This window comes from Mycolicibacterium aubagnense (genome assembly GCF_010730955.1).
Lineage (GTDB): Bacteria > Actinomycetota > Actinomycetes > Mycobacteriales > Mycobacteriaceae > Mycobacterium > Mycobacterium aubagnense.
Window position 1 is genome coordinate 3911111 of sequence record NZ_AP022577.1, and the last position, 17795, is coordinate 3928905.

16 protein-coding genes are annotated in these 17795 nt (G+C 66.9%); 6 read left to right on the top strand and 10 right to left on the bottom strand.

Annotated features, from left to right (window positions below; all coding sequences use genetic code 11):
- Positions 1 to 31: 31 nt before the first annotated feature.
- Complete coding sequence (locus tag G6N59_RS18660; protein WP_138228303.1) at positions 32 to 898, bottom strand: amidohydrolase family protein; 867 nt, start codon at positions 896 to 898, stop codon at positions 32 to 34.
- A 51-nt stretch (positions 899 to 949) separates the two neighbouring features.
- Between G6N59_RS18660 and G6N59_RS18665 the strand changes: the two genes are divergently transcribed.
- The gene (locus G6N59_RS18665) at positions 950 to 1711 is read left to right on the top strand and encodes a trans-aconitate 2-methyltransferase (RefSeq protein WP_138228304.1); all 762 of its coding nucleotides are present in this window, start codon (positions 950 to 952) and stop codon (positions 1709 to 1711) included.
- A gap of 340 nt (positions 1712 to 2051) precedes the next feature.
- On the opposite strand, the gene cysC is transcribed toward G6N59_RS18665, so the two are convergent.
- The 7 genes from cysC to G6N59_RS18700 form a co-directional block, all read right to left on the bottom strand.
- Entirely contained in the window at positions 2052 to 3938 is a 1887-nt protein-coding gene (gene cysC / locus G6N59_RS18670) for a sulfate adenylyltransferase subunit CysN (protein WP_138228305.1), read from the bottom strand.
- A complete protein-coding gene (gene cysD, locus G6N59_RS18675; protein WP_138228306.1) occupies positions 3938 to 4909 on the bottom strand; it encodes a sulfate adenylyltransferase subunit CysD in 972 nt (323 codons plus the stop codon). Before cysD ends, cysC begins: the two co-directional genes overlap by 1 nt.
- The gene (stf0, locus tag G6N59_RS18680; RefSeq protein WP_138228307.1) at positions 4906 to 5706 is read right to left on the bottom strand and encodes a trehalose 2-sulfotransferase; all 801 of its coding nucleotides are present in this window, start codon (positions 5704 to 5706) and stop codon (positions 4906 to 4908) included. The genes cysD and stf0 overlap by 4 nt, the downstream gene beginning before the upstream one ends.
- 62 nt (positions 5707 to 5768) lie before the next feature.
- Entirely contained in the window at positions 5769 to 7142 is a 1374-nt protein-coding gene (locus G6N59_RS18685) for a sulfatase family protein (RefSeq protein WP_138228308.1), read from the bottom strand.
- Positions 7143 to 7284: 142 nt separating this feature from the next.
- Positions 7285 to 8004, bottom strand: a complete 720-nt coding sequence (locus G6N59_RS18690; protein ID WP_138228309.1) for an NUDIX hydrolase — start codon at positions 8002 to 8004, stop codon at positions 7285 to 7287.
- A 26-nt stretch (positions 8005 to 8030) separates the two neighbouring features.
- A complete protein-coding gene (locus tag G6N59_RS18695; RefSeq protein WP_138228310.1) occupies positions 8031 to 8516 on the bottom strand; it encodes a hypothetical protein in 486 nt (161 codons plus the stop codon).
- Between the two features lie 84 nt (positions 8517 to 8600).
- On the bottom strand, positions 8601 to 10262 hold the full coding sequence (locus G6N59_RS18700) for a purine-cytosine permease family protein (protein ID WP_138228311.1): 1662 nt from the start codon (positions 10260 to 10262) through the stop codon (positions 8601 to 8603).
- Positions 10263 to 10361: 99 nt separating this feature from the next.
- Here G6N59_RS18700 and G6N59_RS18705 point away from each other — a divergent pair, with 99 nt between their 5' ends.
- The 5 genes from G6N59_RS18705 to G6N59_RS18730 all read left to right on the top strand — a co-directional run bounded on the left by G6N59_RS18705 (position 10362) and on the right by G6N59_RS18730 (position 15832).
- On the top strand, positions 10362 to 11033 hold the full coding sequence (locus G6N59_RS18705; protein WP_138228312.1) for a phosphatase PAP2 family protein: 672 nt from the start codon (positions 10362 to 10364) through the stop codon (positions 11031 to 11033).
- A gap of 47 nt (positions 11034 to 11080) precedes the next feature.
- On the top strand, positions 11081 to 11731 hold the full coding sequence (locus G6N59_RS18710) for a L,D-transpeptidase family protein (RefSeq protein ID WP_138228313.1): 651 nt from the start codon (positions 11081 to 11083) through the stop codon (positions 11729 to 11731).
- Between the two features lie 197 nt (positions 11732 to 11928).
- Complete coding sequence (locus G6N59_RS18720) at positions 11929 to 13890, top strand: Hsp70 family protein (RefSeq protein WP_138228314.1); 1962 nt, start codon at positions 11929 to 11931, stop codon at positions 13888 to 13890.
- A 352-nt stretch (positions 13891 to 14242) separates the two neighbouring features.
- On the top strand, positions 14243 to 14713 hold the full coding sequence (locus G6N59_RS18725; protein WP_234884037.1) for a PASTA domain-containing protein: 471 nt from the start codon (positions 14243 to 14245) through the stop codon (positions 14711 to 14713).
- Positions 14714 to 14983: 270 nt separating this feature from the next.
- Positions 14984 to 15832 (top strand): glycoside hydrolase family 16 protein, encoded by an 849-nt coding sequence (locus G6N59_RS18730; RefSeq protein ID WP_179970218.1) that lies wholly within the window; start codon positions 14984 to 14986, stop codon positions 15830 to 15832.
- Positions 15833 to 15900: 68 nt separating this feature from the next.
- On the opposite strand, the gene G6N59_RS18735 is transcribed toward G6N59_RS18730, so the two are convergent.
- Positions 15901 to 16764 (bottom strand): MT-A70 family methyltransferase, encoded by an 864-nt coding sequence (locus G6N59_RS18735; protein WP_138228315.1) that lies wholly within the window; start codon positions 16762 to 16764, stop codon positions 15901 to 15903.
- A 79-nt stretch (positions 16765 to 16843) separates the two neighbouring features.
- Entirely contained in the window at positions 16844 to 17596 is a 753-nt protein-coding gene (locus G6N59_RS18740) for a BglII/BstYI family type II restriction endonuclease (protein WP_138228316.1), read from the bottom strand.
- Positions 17597 to 17795 lie beyond the last annotated feature (199 nt).

Below are 17795 nucleotides of genomic sequence, written 5' to 3' on the forward strand. Positions count from 1 at the left end.
CTAACCCGCGCAGGCGGATCCCGTCCTCGGATCAGAGATCGAACAAACTGGCGGCGTTGCGGTAGAGCACTTTTCGCAACCATTCGTCGTCGGGGGCGACCTTGGTGAGCACGTTCAGGGATTCGGCGTACCGGTACGGGATGTTCGGGAAATCGCTGCCGAACAGGATTCGGTCACCGAGTTCGCCGAGGCGCGGCAATTCGGCCGGTGGAAAGGGCATGGTCTCCTCGATGAACGGCGTGAACGCCATGGTCGTGTCCAGGTGCACCCCGTCGAATTGTTCGCACAGGTCGAGGAATTCGCTGTACTCGGGCATGCCCAGATGCGCGATGATCAGCCTCAGGTTCGGGTAGCGGTCCAGCACGGTACGAACCTGGCTCGGGCCGGTGTGTGCACCGGGAGTCGGGCCGGAACCGCAGTGGATGATCACCGGGACGCCGGCGTCGGCGATGGTGGCCCAGACATCGTCGAGCAGCGGGTCGGCCGGGTGGTAGCCGCCGACCTGAACATGTGCCTTGAAGACGCGGGTGCCGCCGGCGATGGCGTCGGCCACGTAGGAGCCCGCACCGGGCTCGGGGTAGAACGTCGCGGTGGACAGGCAATCGGGGGTCTCGGCGGCGAACTGAGCGGCCCACTGGTTCAACCAGGCCGCCATATCGGGTTTGTGCGGATAAACCAGCGAGGTGAACGCCAGCACCCCGAAACCGCGCAGCGTCTCCAGCCGGTGTTGCTCCTCGGTGCGGTACGTGATCGGCCAGGTGCGGCCGGTGAGCGGCCCGGCGCTGTCGAAGTACTTCCACACCTTGTCCATGACGCTCTTGGGCATGAAATGGGTGTGCACGTCGATGAGGCCCGGAAGGCGCAGCGACTGCCAGAGTTCGCATACTGACTCGTCCATCACCCAACAGAATGTCAGGCGCGCACCGGGACTTGTCGGCAGGATGGGGATGTGTGGAACCCGGATACCTATCTTGCCTTCGCTGACCACCGCGGCCGCCCCTTTTACGACCTGCTGGCACGCGTCGGTGCCGAGACTCCCCGGCGGGTCGCAGACGTGGGCTGCGGTCCGGGGAACCTGACCGCCACGCTGGCGCAGCGATGGCCCGGCGCGCTGATCGAAGCGGTCGACAACTCGCCGGAGATGGTCGAGGCCGCGCGGGCTCGCGGTGTCGACGCCCGGGTGGTCGCTGCCGCGGACTGGTCGCCCGCGCCGGACACCGACGTTGTGGTGAGCAACGCGGTACTGCAGTGGGTTCCGGAACATCGAGAGTTGCTGCGGCGGTGGGTGACGCAGCTGCCGAAAGGCGCATGGCTGGCCTTTCAGGTGCCCGGGAACTTCGATTCACCGTCGCATCAGGCCGTGCGCGAGGTGGCGCGGCGTCCGGAGTTCGCCGAGGCGCTGGCCGATATCCGGTTCCGGGAGACGAATGTGGTCGACGATCCGGCCGGTTACGCGGCGCTACTGACCGCCGCGGGCTGCACCGTCGACGCTTGGGAGACCACGTATCTGCACCAATTGACCGGCGAAACCCCGGTGCTGGACTGGATCACGGGTACCGCGCTGACCGACGTCCGCTCCCGGCTCAGCGACGGCGCCTGGGAGCAGTACCGACAGGACATCATCCCGCTGCTGGCTCAGGCCTATCCACCCCAGCCCGACGGGACGACGTTCTTCCCGTTCCGCCGGATTTTCGTGGTCGCCCAGACGTGATTTGTGCACGATTTTCCGCGCCGACCGCGGAAAATCGTGCACAAATCGCAGGCGAGCTAGGCGTGGGCCGAGGTGGCCAGTCCGATCGCGATCAGTCCGGGTGCGACGGTCAGGCCGATGACGATGATGAAGTAGCTGACCCAGCGGGTGACGATGCTCATCTGAATGCTCCTGCTGCTGTTGGCTTTTGATGACTCATAGCCTTTCGCGGCAGGTCCGCGGCGTCTGTCCACCGGCTGGCCCCCGAACAGGATGAATTCGTTGTCCCCCAATTGGCGGACACGGCGATTTGTGCACGTTTTTCCGCGCCGACCGCGGAAAAACGTGCACAAATCACGGGTCAGCGCAGCGCGTTGAGTGCTCCCAGCACCTCGGCCACCAGCTTGTCGATGTCGGCGCCCGTGGTGTCGACCACGAGGTCAGGGTTCTCTGGCGGCTCGTATGGGGCGTCCACGCCGGTCAGGCCGCGCAGCTCGCCGGCCTTGGCCCGGGCGTACAGCCCCTTGGGGTCACGCCGCTCGCATTCGGTGCGTGGGGTGGACACGTAGACCTCGATGAACGGCAGCTTGGCGACGGAGCTCAGCTCACGGGCGGTGTCGCGGTCTGACTTCAGCGGCGACACCAGGGACGCCAGTGCGACGACGCCCGAGTCGGCCAACAGGCGGGCCAGATGACCCACCCGGCGGATGTTCTCGGCCCGGTCACCCGCGGAGAATCCGAGGTCGTCGGACAGCCCGTGCCGGATGTTGTCACCGTCGAGTAGGTAGGCCACCTGCCCGGTCTCGACCAGTGCCCGCTCGACCGCGACGGCCAGCGTCGACTTACCCGATGCCGGCAGTCCGGTGAACCAGATGGTGGCGCCCCGCTGCCCGGTGCGTGCCCACCGGTAGGAGCGATCCAATGATGAGTGGTGCCAACGGATGTCACTGCGCGAGTGGGTGCCGAGCTTCACCTCGCGCGGCTCGGTGATGGTGCCCGCGCCGACGGTGTCGTTGGACGTCTCGTCGATGAGGATGAAGGCGCCGCTTTCCCGGTTGTCGCGGTACGGGTCGGCGATCACCGTGGAACTGGTCCGGAGGGTGACGGCGCCGATGTCGTTGAGTACCAACTCGACTGGCTGATCGATGTCGTCCAGCGTCTCGGGATCGAGCCGCGTGTGCAACGCCTGCACCGTGGCCCGGACGGTGCGGGTGCCTTGCTTGAGCGCCAGCCGGTCACCGGCCCGCAGCGGGGTCTCCGCGAACCAGCACACCGTCGCGTCGAGCTCACGGGCGAGCACCGGGATCGACGCGTTCTCGGCGCCGCTGACCAGCACGTCCCCGCGGCCGACGTCGATGTCGTCGGCCAATTCGATCGAAACCGACAGTGGGGCAACGGCGGTGGTGCGGTCGTCATCGAGGGTGTCCACCGCGGTGACGGTCGAGCTGGTGCCCGCGGGGAGGCTGAGCACGGTGTCGCCGACCTGCAAGGTGCCGGCGGTCAGCCGCCCGGTGTAGCGGCGCCGCTGCTCGGCCACCGTCTTATCGCTCCTCGCGTGCGCGGTGGGCCGGGACACCCACTGGATGGGAAACCGCAGCTTGGCCGGCTCGGGCTGTGGCGCACTGAGTTCGATGCCCTCCAGGTACTCCAGCAGTGTGGGCCCCTCGTACCACGGCGTGTTCTCCGAACGGTGCACGACGTTGTCGCCGAGCTTGGCCGCCAGCGGTATCACCGTCAGGTCCACCGCACCCAGCCGGGCCGCGACCTGGCCGAGCTCGTCGTGCACCGCGTCGAACCGGGCCTGGTCGAAGTCGACCAGATCGATCTTGTTGACCGCGGCCGCGAAGTGCTTGATACCCAACAGCTTTGCGATCCGGGCGTGGCGCAGGGTCTGTCGCAGCACTCCGGCACGGGCGTCGATCAGCAGGATGGCCACATGTGCGTTGGAGGCGCCGGTGAACATGTTCCGGGTGTAGCGCTCGTGGCCGGGGGTGTCGGCGAGGATGTAGCTGCGCGCCGCTGTGGAGAAGAACCGGTAGGCCACATCGATGGTGATGCCCTGTTCCCGCTCGGCGCGCAGACCGTCGGACAGGGCTGCCAGGTCGGCCACGCCGTCGTCGTCGGTGACGGCGTCCAAGTGGTCCAGGGGCAGACTGTCGGTGTCGTGCAGCAACCGGCCGATCAGGGTGCTCTTGCCGTCGTCGACCGAACCGGCCGTCGCGATCCGAAGCAGCTGTCTAGTGCTCATCAGAAGTAGCCCTCTCGCTTACGGTCTTCCATCGCCGCCACCGAGGTCCGGTCGTCCGCGCGGGTCTCGCCGCGTTCCGACACTGTGGCAGCGGAGATTTCGTCGATGACACTCGCGACGTCGATGGCCTTCGACCTGACCGCGCCCGTGATGGTCAGGTCGCCGACGGTGCGGTAGCGCACCCATTCGACGGCGGCGGTCTCGTCGCCCGTCGGCTGGGTGTACTCGGAAACCGCGAGCAGGATGCCGTCACGCTCGAACACCTCGCGTTCGTGTGCGAAGTAGATCGACGGCAGCTCAAGGTTTTCCAGCTCGATGTAGCGCCAGATGTCCAGCTCGGTCCAGTTGGAGAGTGGGAACACGCGGACCTGCTCGCCCTTGCGGATTCGGCCGTTGTACAGCGACCATGGCTCGGGCCGCTGGGCGCGCGGGTCCCACTGGCCGAACTCGTCGCGGAAGCTCAAGATGCGTTCCTTGGCGCGGGCGCGCTCTTCGTCGCGGCGGGCGCCGCCGAACGCGGCGTCGAAACCGCCGGCCTCGAGCGCATCGAGCAAGGTGCGGGTCTGCTGTCGGTTGCGGGACGCCCCCGGGCCGGGATCGGCGACGCGGCCGGTGTCGATGCTCTGCTGCACCGACGCGACGATCAGCTTGTGTCCGACACCCGTGGTGCGGCGATCCCGGAAGTCGATAACCTCGTCAAAGTTATGGCCCGTGTCGACGTGCAGAATAGGAAAAGGTAGAGGGCCGGGACTGAATCCGATGTCGCCGGCCTTCCGGCTCCGGAAGGCCTTCTCGGCCAACCGAAGTAGCACGATCGAGTCCTTGCCCGCAGAGAACAGCAACACCGGGCGCTCCAGCTCGGCCACCACCTCGCGGATGATGTGCACGGCTTCGGCTTCGAGCAGGCGCAGCTCGTCGACGTGTATCGGGGCGAGCGACGCGACGGGGAATGCATTGCTTGCGGTGCTCATACCGGCAGCCCTTCCTTGTCGGCTTCGGCGCGGTAGCGCTCCACCCATTCGTCCGAACGCTGATCGGCCTGACGTTCCAGCACTGGCCGCGGTGCCAGCCTGCGGTCCTGGCCGAGCGCTTCGAGCACGTCGCCGACGACCTCGGTCAGGTTGCGCCACAACACCGGATACGGCACTTCGATCCGGTTGACATTCTCGTCGAGGAACCATTTCTGCCAGCCCTCCTCCTGGTCCCGCAGCATCCGGACGACGTGCGCGATGGCACCGGCGTGGTACTCGGCACGGGCGTCGCGCACCGGGTCCGGGCGTCCCCGCCAGACCCGGGTCTGTACCGCCCGCCAGAACGAAACCGCCTGGGACACCACGTCGGGACGGTGGATGTGGATCAGCACCGGATCGGAGCCGACGACGTCGCGGATGGCGGCCAGCAGTCCCTCACCGGAGCGGTCCGGCAGATCCTGGGCCCGTCGCTGCAATTGTGCGGTCTGGTTCCACATGAGCTTGCCGCCCCAGATTCCGTTGGGCGTGCGGCCCGCGGTCTGGATGTAGTCGCGCCAGATGGTCGCCGGTGCGAGTTCGGGCCTGCCATCGATCAGTGGGTCGAGCAACCGCAGGATCGACTCGTCCTCGGTGTCGGCGAACCACTCCCGCGGCTGTGGCGACATGCTGCTGTGCGGCAGGTACTGAAAGAACTCCTGCGGCTCCCCGGCCACACCGGTGGCGCGCAGCGACTCGACCAGAAGCGTGCTGCCGCTGCGCTGTGATGCGAGGACCAGATAGGCCGTCGATGCTGTCATGGCGCATGAGCCTAGCTTGCGCTGAAATCCCTTGCAGAAGGGGATTTTTCGCATTATGAGTATTAATCTTGCGAGGTCGATTCCGGGTTGATGCCGCGGTCGGAAGCCGCCGCGGATCGGCTCGTGGCGGGGCGTCCGTGGATGCTCAGGTATGTCCCCGTGAAGCGGTTCGAGATCTGGGTGCCGGTGAAATCCGAGGGTATGACGTCGCCCGTCTGTTGCCGCCAGGTGTTGAGCTTGAGCGCCAATTGCGCTGCCACAGCATGGTATTCGGGCTGTATGTGCAGGAGGAGGTTGTGCCGCTCGGTGGGGTCGGCGCGTAGGTCGTAGAGCTCGCGGGCCGGTCGCGGGTCTGTGATGGCGGGCTGCACGGCCCGGCCGGGTGGGCTGTCGGCGATGTCCCACGGTAAATCCAGCAGCGGACGCGAAGCATAGTTCTCGATGTAACTGAAGTCTTTTGTTCGCACTGCGCGAATAGGGTCGAACGAGTCGTGATAGGTCTTGGCGGTGTAGAGCTCGCTGCGCACCTCGGCATGAACCCCGGCAGAGGTGAGTCCTGACGCGTGCGAAAGCCCTTCCACCTCAGCCGGAACCGGCACGCCGAGCCACTCCAGCAGGGTCGGCAGCAGATCCACCCCACTGAACAGTTCGTCGTAGACGTGCGACGCGATCCCGGCATCCCGCGGCGGCCGCACGATCATGGCGATACCGGTTCCGGCGTCGTAGAGCGTCGACTTGGCCCGCGGCAGCGCGGGACCATGATCGGTGAGGAAAACCACCCACGTATTCCGGTCGAGCCCGCCCGCCGCCAGCGCGTCCAGCAGCCGGCCCACTGCCGCGTCGGCCACGGCGATGGACCCGTAGAACTCCGCCAGGTCGTCGCGGATGGCGTCGCTGTCGGGCAGGTAGTCGGGGACGGTGACGGTGTCGCTGGCCGCGGGTTCGTAGCGTTCCCGCGGGTACGGCCGGTGGGTCTCGAAGAATCCGGCGGTGAGCAGGAACGGTTTCCGTGGTGGGTCGGACAGCCACCGCACGGCCTGCTCGACGACGTACTCGCAGTAGGAATTCGACACGTCGAACTCGTCGAACCCCAGCCGGGACGGGAACGACGTCTCGTGCTGCATTCCGAATAGTGCTGTGTGCCAGCCGGATTCGGAGAGCAGCTGAGGTAGCGTCCGGACGCCTGCGTGGTACTCCCAACCGTGGTGTGCCAGCCCGACCAGCCCGTTGCTCTGCGGGTAGCGCCCCGTGAACAGCGAACCGCGCGACGGCGAGCACAACGGCGCGGTGGCGTGGGCCCGGGTGAAAAGGATGCCTTCGGCGGCCAGTTGGTCCAGCCGGGGGCTGCTGACGTCGGGGTGGCCGTACGCCCCGAGGTAGCGCCCGAGGTCGTGCCAGTGCACGAACAGCACGTTCTGGCCCGGCGTGTCGGACATCGTGTCGGTTACCTCCTACGAATCAGCTGACGGAACCAATCATCTGACCGTGTGTTGGCTTGCTGGACAAGGGTTTTACGCCCCGCGATTTGTGCACGAAAAGGGCCGCTCAGCGGACCGAATCGTCTACGAATCACTGATGTCAGCGCCAGGCGAAGACAGGCTGTTCGAGCTCGTCCACCGGGTCGGGCCGGCCTTCCAGGGCGAGCCAGCGCATCTGCAGCAGCACCGCCCCCGTGGGCGCGTGGATGAGGTCATTCCCCAGCGGGATTTGCACCACCGGACGGGCGCTCTCGGGAATTGAGATGAACCGCGGTGAGTCCGGCCGCTGCAACTGGTGCAGCCCGACGCGGTAGACGGCCACCACCTCGTCGGGGGAGGGCTGCGGGTCCAGCCGGCCGCCGCCCCACAGCACCACCGGCGTGATGACGTATCCGGAGCGCGTCGCGTAGTCGTCGAGCAGCCCCAGCACCGATTCGTCGGACAACTTGATGCCGACCTCTTCATGCAGTTCCCGCAGCGCCGCATCCACCACGGTTTCGCCGGGATCGAGGCGTCCGCCGGGCAGCGCCCATTGCGCGGAATGCGAGTTCAGCCGGGAGGTTCGGCGACACAGCAGAAACGCCGCGCCGCCGGCGACGTCGACCATGCGCCCGTCCAGGTTCTGGTCGGGCAACGGGCGGCCGCCGATCCATTCCTCGACCGGAGCCGGGTCGATGCGGTCTTCGCCCCGTTCCGAGTCCACCAGCACGATGGCCACCGCGGCGTGGCGCTTGCTCGGGTCGTCGACCACCCGGCGCCGGTGTCCGGCCAGGTGCGTGCCAACCCGTTCACGGAGTGCTTCGTCGTACCGGATCGTCATCGGCCCGACGCTACGCCGTGGCTGGTTCAGGTGGTGGGGGGCATCCCACAGGCCAGGTACACGTATTTGTTGGGGACGTCGAAGGTGAACGCCCGGGCCGGCAGCGCGGTCAGCACGTCGGCGGGTAGCGGTGTCTTGTAGCGCAGCGACATCGAGCCCTCGAAAGTCGGATCGATCGCGGAGAGATCGGGGGCGTCCAGCAGCAGACCGGACTCGTCCAGCTCGGCGCGCACCATGGTGCCGTCGGGCTCATCCCACAGGTGGTTGACGGTCTTCGTGCCCTTCTTCGGGACCGACGACAGCGTGCCGAGCAGCCGCTTCTCGGTGACCACCAGGGCTCCCACCAGACTGCGGAGAGTGCTCTTGGCGACCTTGCCGGGCACATGGCCGGAGAACCGGAACGTCACCGGGACGAACTCGGCCACGTGCAGCAGCCCTTCGGCCTGGAGCTGCTCGCGGATGTCATCGGGCAAGTTGCCGATGCCGAGCAGCTTGCGCAGCAGAACAGGCATGCCCTCAGCGTAGGCCCTGAGTGTGAATACACCGCGAGAAACGGCGCCGAGCGTGACAGTGGTGTCACACTCGGCGCCAGAGCGTCACTGCGCGGGCAAGACGTGCTCTCCGGTCTTGTCGGTCGCCAGGCACAGCGAGCAGATGTAGCCGCCGGCCGCCGAGGCCAGCATGTCCGGGCGCTCGTACTCGTGGTGGCAGTTCTGGCACCGCAGGTGCGCGTCGGACGGGTTGCCGTGCTCGTCGTACATCGGCAGGTCGATGCCGTCATCGGTGCGGCGCAGGTAGTACTTGCCCTTGGTCGCGATGGCGAGGATGGGTGGCAGCACCAGGCCCAGCACGATCGCCACCAGCGGCGAGTACGGCCGCAGGGCCTCACCCAGCCCGCCGAAGAATGCGATCACCGACAAGCCCGCCGCGATCAGCATGGATCCGAAGCCGACCGGGTTGAAGGCGTAGAGCATGCCGCGACGGAATTCCGGCTTCATCGGCGAGAGCTTCAACAGGAACTTGTTGATCGCGATGTCGCTGGCCACGACCACGATCCAGGCCATGCCGCAGTTGGCGTAGAAGCCGAGGATGGTGTTCAGGAAGCTGAACATGTTCGCTTCCATCAGCACCAGCGCGATCAGCAGGTTGACGCCGAGGAAGACGATGCGGCCCGGGTAGTGGTTGGTGATGCGCGTGTAGGAGTTGGTCCAGGCCAGCGAACCCGAGTACGCGTTGGTGACGTTGATCTTGATCTGGCTGATCACCACGAGGATGACGGCCAGGGTCAGGGCCAGCCACTTGGGCAGGAAGTTGTCGTAGATCTCCAGGAACTGGTGCACCGGCTGGTTGGCCACGCCGGCGCTGTCGGCGACGTGCCCGATCAGGTAGACCGCCAGGAACAGGCCGATGATCTGTTTGATGGCGCCGAAGAACACCCAGCCCGGTCCGGCCAGGAGCATCCAGGTCCACCACGACCGCTTGTTCTCCGGGGTCTTCGGCGGCATGAACCGCAGGTAGTCGTTCTGCTCGGCGATCTGGGCGATCAGCGACAGACACACACCGGCGGCCAGCAGTGTCGAACCCATGTCGAAACCGTGGACACCGCCCGAGCCCTGGTAGGCGAAGAAGTCGTGGATCGATTCCGGGTGCGAGATCAGCAGATAGCCGAACGGCAGGACCATCAGGACCAGCCACAGCGGGGTGGTCCAGACCTGCAGCGTCGAGAGCACCTTCATGCCGTAGATGACCAGCGGGAAGATGATCAGTGTCGACGCCGCGTAGCCGAGCCAGAGCGGCAGGCCCAGGCCCAATTTGAGGCCCTGGGCCATGATCGAGCCTTCGAGCGCGAAGAAGATGAAGGTGAACGTCGCGAAGATGACGTTCGTGACCACCGAGCCGTAGTAACCGAAGCCGCTGCCTCGGGTCACCAGATCCAGGTCGATGTTGTACCGGGCCGAGTAGTAGGCCACCGGAAACCCGGTCAGCAGGATGACGACCGCGAAGATCGCGATTCCGGCCAGCGCATTGGTGGTGCCGTACGAGATGCCGATGTTGGCGCCGATCGCGAAGTCGGCCAGGTAGGCGATGCCACCGAGCGCCGAGATACCCACCACCCGCGTCGACCATTTCCGGTAGCTGCGCGGCGCGAAACGAAGGGTGTAGTCCTCCAAGGTTTCTCGCGTCGCGGTCAACCGGTCCTGGTCGACTTCTGGTGCAGCGGCGGGCGGCAGCTGCTCCCGGCTGAGGTCTTGGGTCATGGTTAGCGAAGCTATGGTCAGTTTGTTTCATGGCCGTGACGAATATGTTCCGGGCCGTAGCGAATGTGTGGCGCTCGCGCGCACCCAGAAAGGAGACCGGTGACGAACCGCAACCGCTGGTTGATCGGCGCCGCGGCCGCGATCGGCTACGCCCTGCTGTGGGTGGGCTGGGTCGCCCAGTGGTCGTGGGTGACGACGCTCGACGAGTCATTGCTCGAACCCGCGCACCGCTACGGCCTGGCGCATCCCGGCTGGGTGCTGGCCTGGAAATGGTTGTCGTTGGTGTTCGGTCCGTGGACCTTCCAGATAACTGCCGCGGTGGTCGCGTTCGTCGCGTTGGCCCGGCGGCAGTGGCGCACCGCGATCTTCCTGCTGTTCGGTGCCGCGCTGTCCGGAATGGTCACGGACGTTGCCAAGGACATCGCGCACCGTGCCCGGCCGTTGACGGCGCTGGCGCACGAACCGTCCTGGTCGTTCCCGTCGGGGCATGCGCTGGGCACCATGGCCGGCGCGCTGGGGCTGTGTGCGGTGTTCCGGATGGCCCAGGTGGCCCGCGTCCGGCTGATCGAGGTGCTTTGCGCGGTGATCGTTGTGTTCGTCGGGGTCAGTCGCGTGGTGCTGAACGTGCACAACCCCACCGACGTGCTGGCCGGCTGGCTGCTGGGGAGTCTGTGGTTCCTGGCGTGGCTGCCGCTGCTGAGTCCCGGACGCCGCAGCGCTGCAGCTGATTCGCCGGTACCCGGCCGAAGCCCTATCGTGCCCAAACCTTGACCCGCCCTGGCTTGACCTTCTCGAGGGCGGTTCTCGACCATGGACGGGTGCGCCGACTGTTCGCTTTGCTGTGTGCTGCCGCGGTGTCGGTGGCACTGGCTCCTGTCGGCAATGCGGTGGTCACGCCCTGGTTTGCCAGTTCGGTGGGTTCGGCCATGCAGGTAATTTCGGTTGTGGGCGTGGGCGGTTCGTCGGCCAAGATGGATGTCTACCAGCGCGGCCCCGCGGGATGGGACGCCGTTGCTGTGGGTATCCCGGCCCATGTCGGCTCCCGGGGCATGGTGCCGCAGAGCCACGACGGCAACCTTCAGACCCCGATGGGCGTCTTCACGTTGCCGTTCGCGTTCGGCACCGCGCCCAACCCGGGGACGGGTCTGCAATACGTCCAGACCACACCGGACCACTGGTGGGACGGCGATGTGAAGAGCCCTACCTACAACACCATGCAGGTGTGCAAGAAGGCGCAGTGCCCCTTTGACACCGACCCGGACAGCGGTACCGAGAACCTGGACATCGCGCCCTACAAGTACGCCGTCGTCATGGGCGTCAACCCGCAGCGAGTGCCCGGGAACGGTGGCGCGTTCTTCCTGCACATCGGGGACGGTCCGACCGCCGGGTGCGTGGCGATCGACGACGGCACGTTGGTGAAGGTCATGCGATGGCTGCAACCGGGAGCGCTGATCGCCGTTGCCAAGTAATCAGATATGAAGGGCAGCGCCGGATTTCAGCTTGAAATTCACGTTTTCGAGCGGCATCGTCGCGTCAGGGGTGCGGTCGACAGTCTGCCGGTTTTGTCCACAGGCAGGACACAGCGGACGAAAAGTAATCTGCGAGAACGCCGTTCGCACGTGTCCCGAGCTGCACCAGCGCGGTCGCACGTTAGGGTGGTGGGGTTATGAGCCACCAGCTGGGGTTGTCCATCGGGACAACCAACCTGGTCGCAGCGCGCGTCGGTGAACCGCCCATGGTGCGGCGCGCGGTGTTGAGCCTGTTCCGCGACCGCGCGCCCCAGGTCGGGCTGTCCCCAGGAGATCGTGGTGCCGCGGACAGCGCCGTGACGCTCACCGGTTTTGTCGAACGGGTCGGTGATCCGGTGCCGATGGTGGCGCCCGACGGCACGTCGTATCACGCCGACCAACTGGTGGCCGAGGCGCTCGATGCCATGATCGAGGCGGCGGGCGGCGAACCGCCGACGGGGCAGCTGGCGATTTCCGTTCCAGCACACTGGGATACCGCGACGCTCCGGGTAATGCGGGCCGCGATGCGGTCGAATCCCAGTTTGGCGCCCAACGGCGTCCCGGCACGGCTGGTGTCCGATGCCGTGGCCTCGCTGACCGCACTGCACGCCAATCCGGGACTGCCGGCCACCGGTACCGCCGCGCTGCTCGATTTCGGAGGCGGCGGCACCAGCATCACCCTGGCGGCGGCGGACTCGTCGTTCGAGCCCATCGAATCCGTGCGGTACACCGATTTCTCCGGCGAGGGTGTGGATCAGGCGCTGCTGTCGCATGTGCTCACCCGGGTCAGCGGCTCCGATGGAGTGGATACGTCGGGCACCGCAGCTGTGAGCTCACTGGAGAAACTCCGTGAATCCTGCTGCGCGGCAAAAGAACACCTGTCAGGGGCCGAGACGGCCACCGTGCCGGTGGATATCCCGGGCCACCAGGGCGACGTCGAGGTCACCCGCGCCGAGTTGTCCGGGCTGTTGGCCGAACCGTTGGCCGGGGTGCTGGCGGAGCTCGACGACATGTTGCAGCGCAACAAGATTCCGTGGCGCGCCGTCAGCTCGGTGGTCGCGGTCGGCGGCGGCGCCCGGATACCGATGATCAGCGCGCGGCTGGCCGAACACCTTGCGGCACACGGCGCCGTGGGCGCTCTGGTCACGACCCCGCAGCCCGCGTTGGATGCCGCGGTGGGTGCAGCCCTGTTCGCGGTATACGGCGCCGACGCCGACGCCCAGACCGGGATGGCGCCGGCCGCACTGCCCAGCGGGACTGCGCCGACCGCTGCTGTCGACGGCGGCCCGGCCACCGCGCCCGCTGCCCTCGTCACCGACCTTGACCTGCCCCTCGACACCGCGGCCGACCGCGTGGTGAAGGCCACCGGGCCGTCGCTGGCCTGGTCCGAAGACTCCGACGGTGGCGGTGACCTGCTGCCCTACACCGGTGACGACGCCTTCGGAGACACCACGGCCACTCGTGCCATAGCGCAATATGTGGCGCCGGCCGGGCCGGTGGTCGCCGAGCCGTCCAAGGCCTGGCAGCGGCTTCCGCTGATCGTGTTCGGCGTCGCGACCCTGGCCGCGATCGCCGCGGTGGGTGGCGTGACAATCGCCTTGACCGGTGACCGCAAGCCGGTCGCACCGCCGACAACTCCGCCGCCGTCGGTCAACGAATCGCCGACGCCGCCGCCGCGGCCGGTCGAGCCGCCGCCGCCCAGCACGGTCACCGTGACCAACGAGGTCCCCGCACCGCCACCGCCGCAGCCCAGCCCGACGTACCAACCCCCGGTCACGCACGCGCCGGCGCCGACGCACACCACCGCGACGCACGCCCCGACGACGACTCCGCAGCCGGCGACGACCGCCACCACACCCACCACGACCGAGGCCCCGCCACCGCCACCGCCACCGTCGACGACGGAGACGACCACCTCGACCACGCCGACCATGACGACCAGCTATATCCGGCTGCCGTTCGTCCCCGTGCCGATCCCGATTCAGGTGCCCAAGGGGCCGGACCAACCGGCGGAGTCTCAGCCGCCGGCCAACCCGTACTACCCGGGGCAGCCGCAATACCCGCAGCAATATCCCTATGGGCAGTACCCGCAGCAGTATCCACAGCAATATCAGTACTGAGCGAAAGCGCTCAGTTATTGACGCAGATGTCAGAACGGTCCCGTGGGCAGGAATATGACTTGCTCAGCTTTCGCTCATGCGCGAAAGTTGTGATATGCAGGTGACGAAAATTCGTGTAGTGGGGCTGATCGGCGCCGCTGCGATGGTCACTCTTGGGGCGGTTGGTACGGTCGCTGCCGGGGTGACTGATGACGGGGCGGTGGCCGGTTCCGACCACGCCCCGACCAACACCGTTTTCAATAGCCCTCAGGTTCCCGATTTCAATAATGGAGCAACCGCGACGTGGGCTCCGCCGGCGACAACTGCGTCAACGGCGAGCGCGGCGCCGACAGTTAAGGCAGGATAGGCCCCTATGAAAATCGCATGGAGTGTTGCTGCGGCGACGTCGCTGGGTGCTGTGGCGTTGATGTGCAGTGGCGTGGCTTCGGCTGGCTCCCCGCCGAACGTGGTCGGTCAGAAGTTCAGTGACGCGCGGTCGGCACTGTCGAGTGCGGGATTCAAGCCTCTGGTGTCGTCCACTGTCGGCGACCAGCTCCAGTGGCCGAACTGTGTGGTGACCAATCAGGTGGCCCGCACGAAGGCCGCGCCGGCCAATAGCGGTGGTTCGAGCAGCAGCCAGGTTTTGCTGTCCCTGAACTGTGAGGCCGCATTCGCGACCCCGGGCAGCCCTGGCAACTCGCTGGGCAGCCCACAGGGCTCGCAGGCATATGCCTCCGCCTCGGCTTCGGCGGCCGCGGCCGCCGCGTCAGCTTCGGCGGCGTCGGCCGCCGCCGAAGCTGGTCAGGAAGGCCAGGTTTGGGAAGGTCAGCAGTCAGGACGCTGATTCTGGCCGGAGCGTTTCCGGAGGGTTTCGTTTTGCGGTAGTGCCGAATACTCGTTTGGCTATAGAAGCCGGATATTGGGTATTGCTTGTTCGGGCATTTCGGAGTGGATGTGCTGGTTGGCGCGGAGATTTCACCGCGCCGACTTTTGCTATCAACGTGCCCGGACCTGGATGAAGGCGATGAGAGCGTTGCTCTGACAGGGGATTTCACGCGTGTCGCAAGTTGCGCCAAGTCTGTCCGAACCGCTTGTATGTTCCACTGTGCCGGAAATGGATCGTCGAAACATGATGCGCGCGTCGGGCCTCGGCCTGCTGGCCGCCGCCGCGATGCCGTCCCCCGCCGCTCTGGCGGATCCCCAACCGGGCAGCCCGCCCAATCCGCCGCTGGCCCCGCCGCCGGCCGCGCAAACGTCCACCTACATCTTCCACGACGAGTTCGACGGCCCCGCAGGTTCGCGGCCGGACCCGGCCAAGTGGAACATCTCCCAGCGGCGCGAGACCATCAAGAACCCGGTGTTCTGGGACCGCCCGGAGAACATGGGCCAGTACCGCGACGACCGGGAGCACGTCTTCCTGGACGGCAAGGGCAACCTGGTCATCCGCGCCACGCGGGACGCCAACGGGAGATACACCAGCGGCAAGGTCTTCGGGACCTTCTGGGGCGGCATCAACACCACCTGGGAAGCCAGGATCAAGTTCAACTGCCTGACCAACGGTTGCTGGCCGGCCTGGTGGCTGTCCAACGACCACCCCGTCGTCGGTGGCGAGATCGACCTGGCCGAGTGGTACGGCAACGGCGAATGGCCGTCGGGTACCACAGTGCACGCGCGGTCGGACGGCACGTCCTTCGACACGCACCCGCACCCGATCGACGGTGGCTGGCACACCTGGCGCGTCACCTGGAACGACGCCGGTATGTCGTTCTGGCAGGACTACGCCGACGGCATGCAGCCGTACTTCTACGTGCCGGCCAACTCGCTGGATGACTGGCCGTTCAACCTGCCCGACTACCGGGTCTTCCCGGTGCTGAATCTGGCGGTGTCCGGTTCCGGTGGTGGCGACCCCAAGGGGGGCAGCTACCCCGCCGAGATGCTCGTCGACTACGTGCGGGTCTGGTAGACCGCCAACAGCTGAAAATGGGCCCCGCTTCGGCGGGGCCCATTTTGTTGGTTCAGCGATCAGGTCAGCTACTGGGGCCCGCGTCCGCGGAACGTGGTGCCGGCCCGCTCCAGCAGTCCGCGCACGCGGGTGATGCCGTAGCCGGTCTCCTCGGCGAGCTGGCGGATGCTCTCGCCGTTCTCGTAGCGGATGCGCAGTTCCTTGCCGATGCGCTCGGACGTCGTCGGGTCCAGGCGGACGTGCTTGGTCACCGGCGGAACCTCGATCGCGCCGCCGGCGTAGCCCTTGTGCACCTGGCCGCGTGGGGCGACGTCTTCGGCGGATTCGTCGCCCCAGGCCGTCCAGCCCGGCTGCGGGTGCCGGGCGAACAGCTCCAGGTACGGGCCGGGGGAGCAGGCCTCGATGAAGCCGTACTGCTCGTCGGGCTTGCGGGAGTGCTCGCGCTTGCGCGTCTCGATCATGTTGACCTGACTGCGGGCGTGCGGCAGCGTGCGCATGCTGCCGCGCACGCCGAACAGGACGATCTCGGTGACGTTGCGGAAGTAGAAGCCGACACCGCGGCCGTCGGGCCCGCCGTCCTTGCGCCGCTTGGCCCAGATGACGTTGGAGACGTAGCGGTAGCCCCAGGCTTCCATGACTCTCAGTCCCTCGGGCAGCAGCGCATTGGGCACCCACAGGTACAGGTGCGAGTCACGCGCCGCGACAGTGGACACCGGGATGTCGCAGATGGCCTCGAGGTCGAGCGTCGAGTAGCGGTCCAGGCGCCGGTGCTCCGGCGCGACCTTGCCGGTCCGGTTGGTGAAACGCCAAGGGGGATCGGCCAATACGGTCTTCCAGCCGCCGTCTGCGGTGGGCAGCGGCGGCGGCGCGGCGACATCGCGCAGGGGCACGGCCTTTGTCTGGGCGCCGGCCTGGTCGCTGCGTTTCGCCACGGTGTCACTCCTACCTTCGAATTAGATCTTTTCGAACGGAGAAGATCTTCAAGAAATCGTAGGCGATGGCACCGACAGGTCAGGCCTCCCAGAGGCCAGCGAGTCCGGATTTGTCGTCTACGGGTTCCGGGCCGTGTTGGTCCGCGGCGTGTTCGGACCAGGTACGGGCGGAGATGGCGACGGCCAGCAGCGGGCAGCCGCCGCTGTCGCCGCGCTGCATCCGGGGCCGCAGCTTTTCGGTGTTGGTGGTGGTCGTGGTGGCCAGGATGCGGCGGGCGCGCTCGTCGTCCATGCCGGCTTCGATGCCGAGGCGGTAGCCCAGGGTGCGCAGGTCGGTCTGTGTGCGGGTGATGATGACGGCGACGTCGATCAGCGCCGCGTCGTACAGCGCGCGGTAGGCGCTGAGGTCTCGATCGAGGTTGCCGTCCTTGGCATTCCATTCCACGTCCAAGGCCAGCCGGTCGACGAAGTTGTCCACCTTGTAGCCCTCGTTGAACACCTCGGTGTCCTCGAGGGTGGGGTGGGCCTCGCCGGCCGGTTTGTGCGGCATCTTGCGCAGTTCCAGCCGGATTCGGGTATCGACGCGCGCTTCGCGCCAGCCCTTGTTGCGGAACGCGGTGTTGAGCCGCGCCGCGAGTTCGGTCTCTTGCCCGCCGGGCTGGACGAGATCGTCGGTGCGCAGCTGGAATTCGTGCAGGGCGCTGAGGAGTTCGTCGAACCGCTGCGGGTTGGTGGCGGCCAGGATCGCGGCGGCGTTGCGGGTTTCGATGAACTCGTACCGGTCGCGGATGTGCTGCGGCAGCACGCGGGTGTACGAGTCCGTCAGATCCACGGGGCGACGGTAGCAGTGGGGATCGGGCTTGCGCGACGACGTGTCGCGGCCGCACGGGCAATGTTCTGATCGGGCTCCTATGTCGAATGTGCAGCTTTCTGTGCCAGAGCTGCTGATCTGGCGCCGATTCCTACACATTCGGCGTAGGACTGCGCAGAGCGCATGACGGCCTGGATCGCGCGACACCGGCGGAACCTAC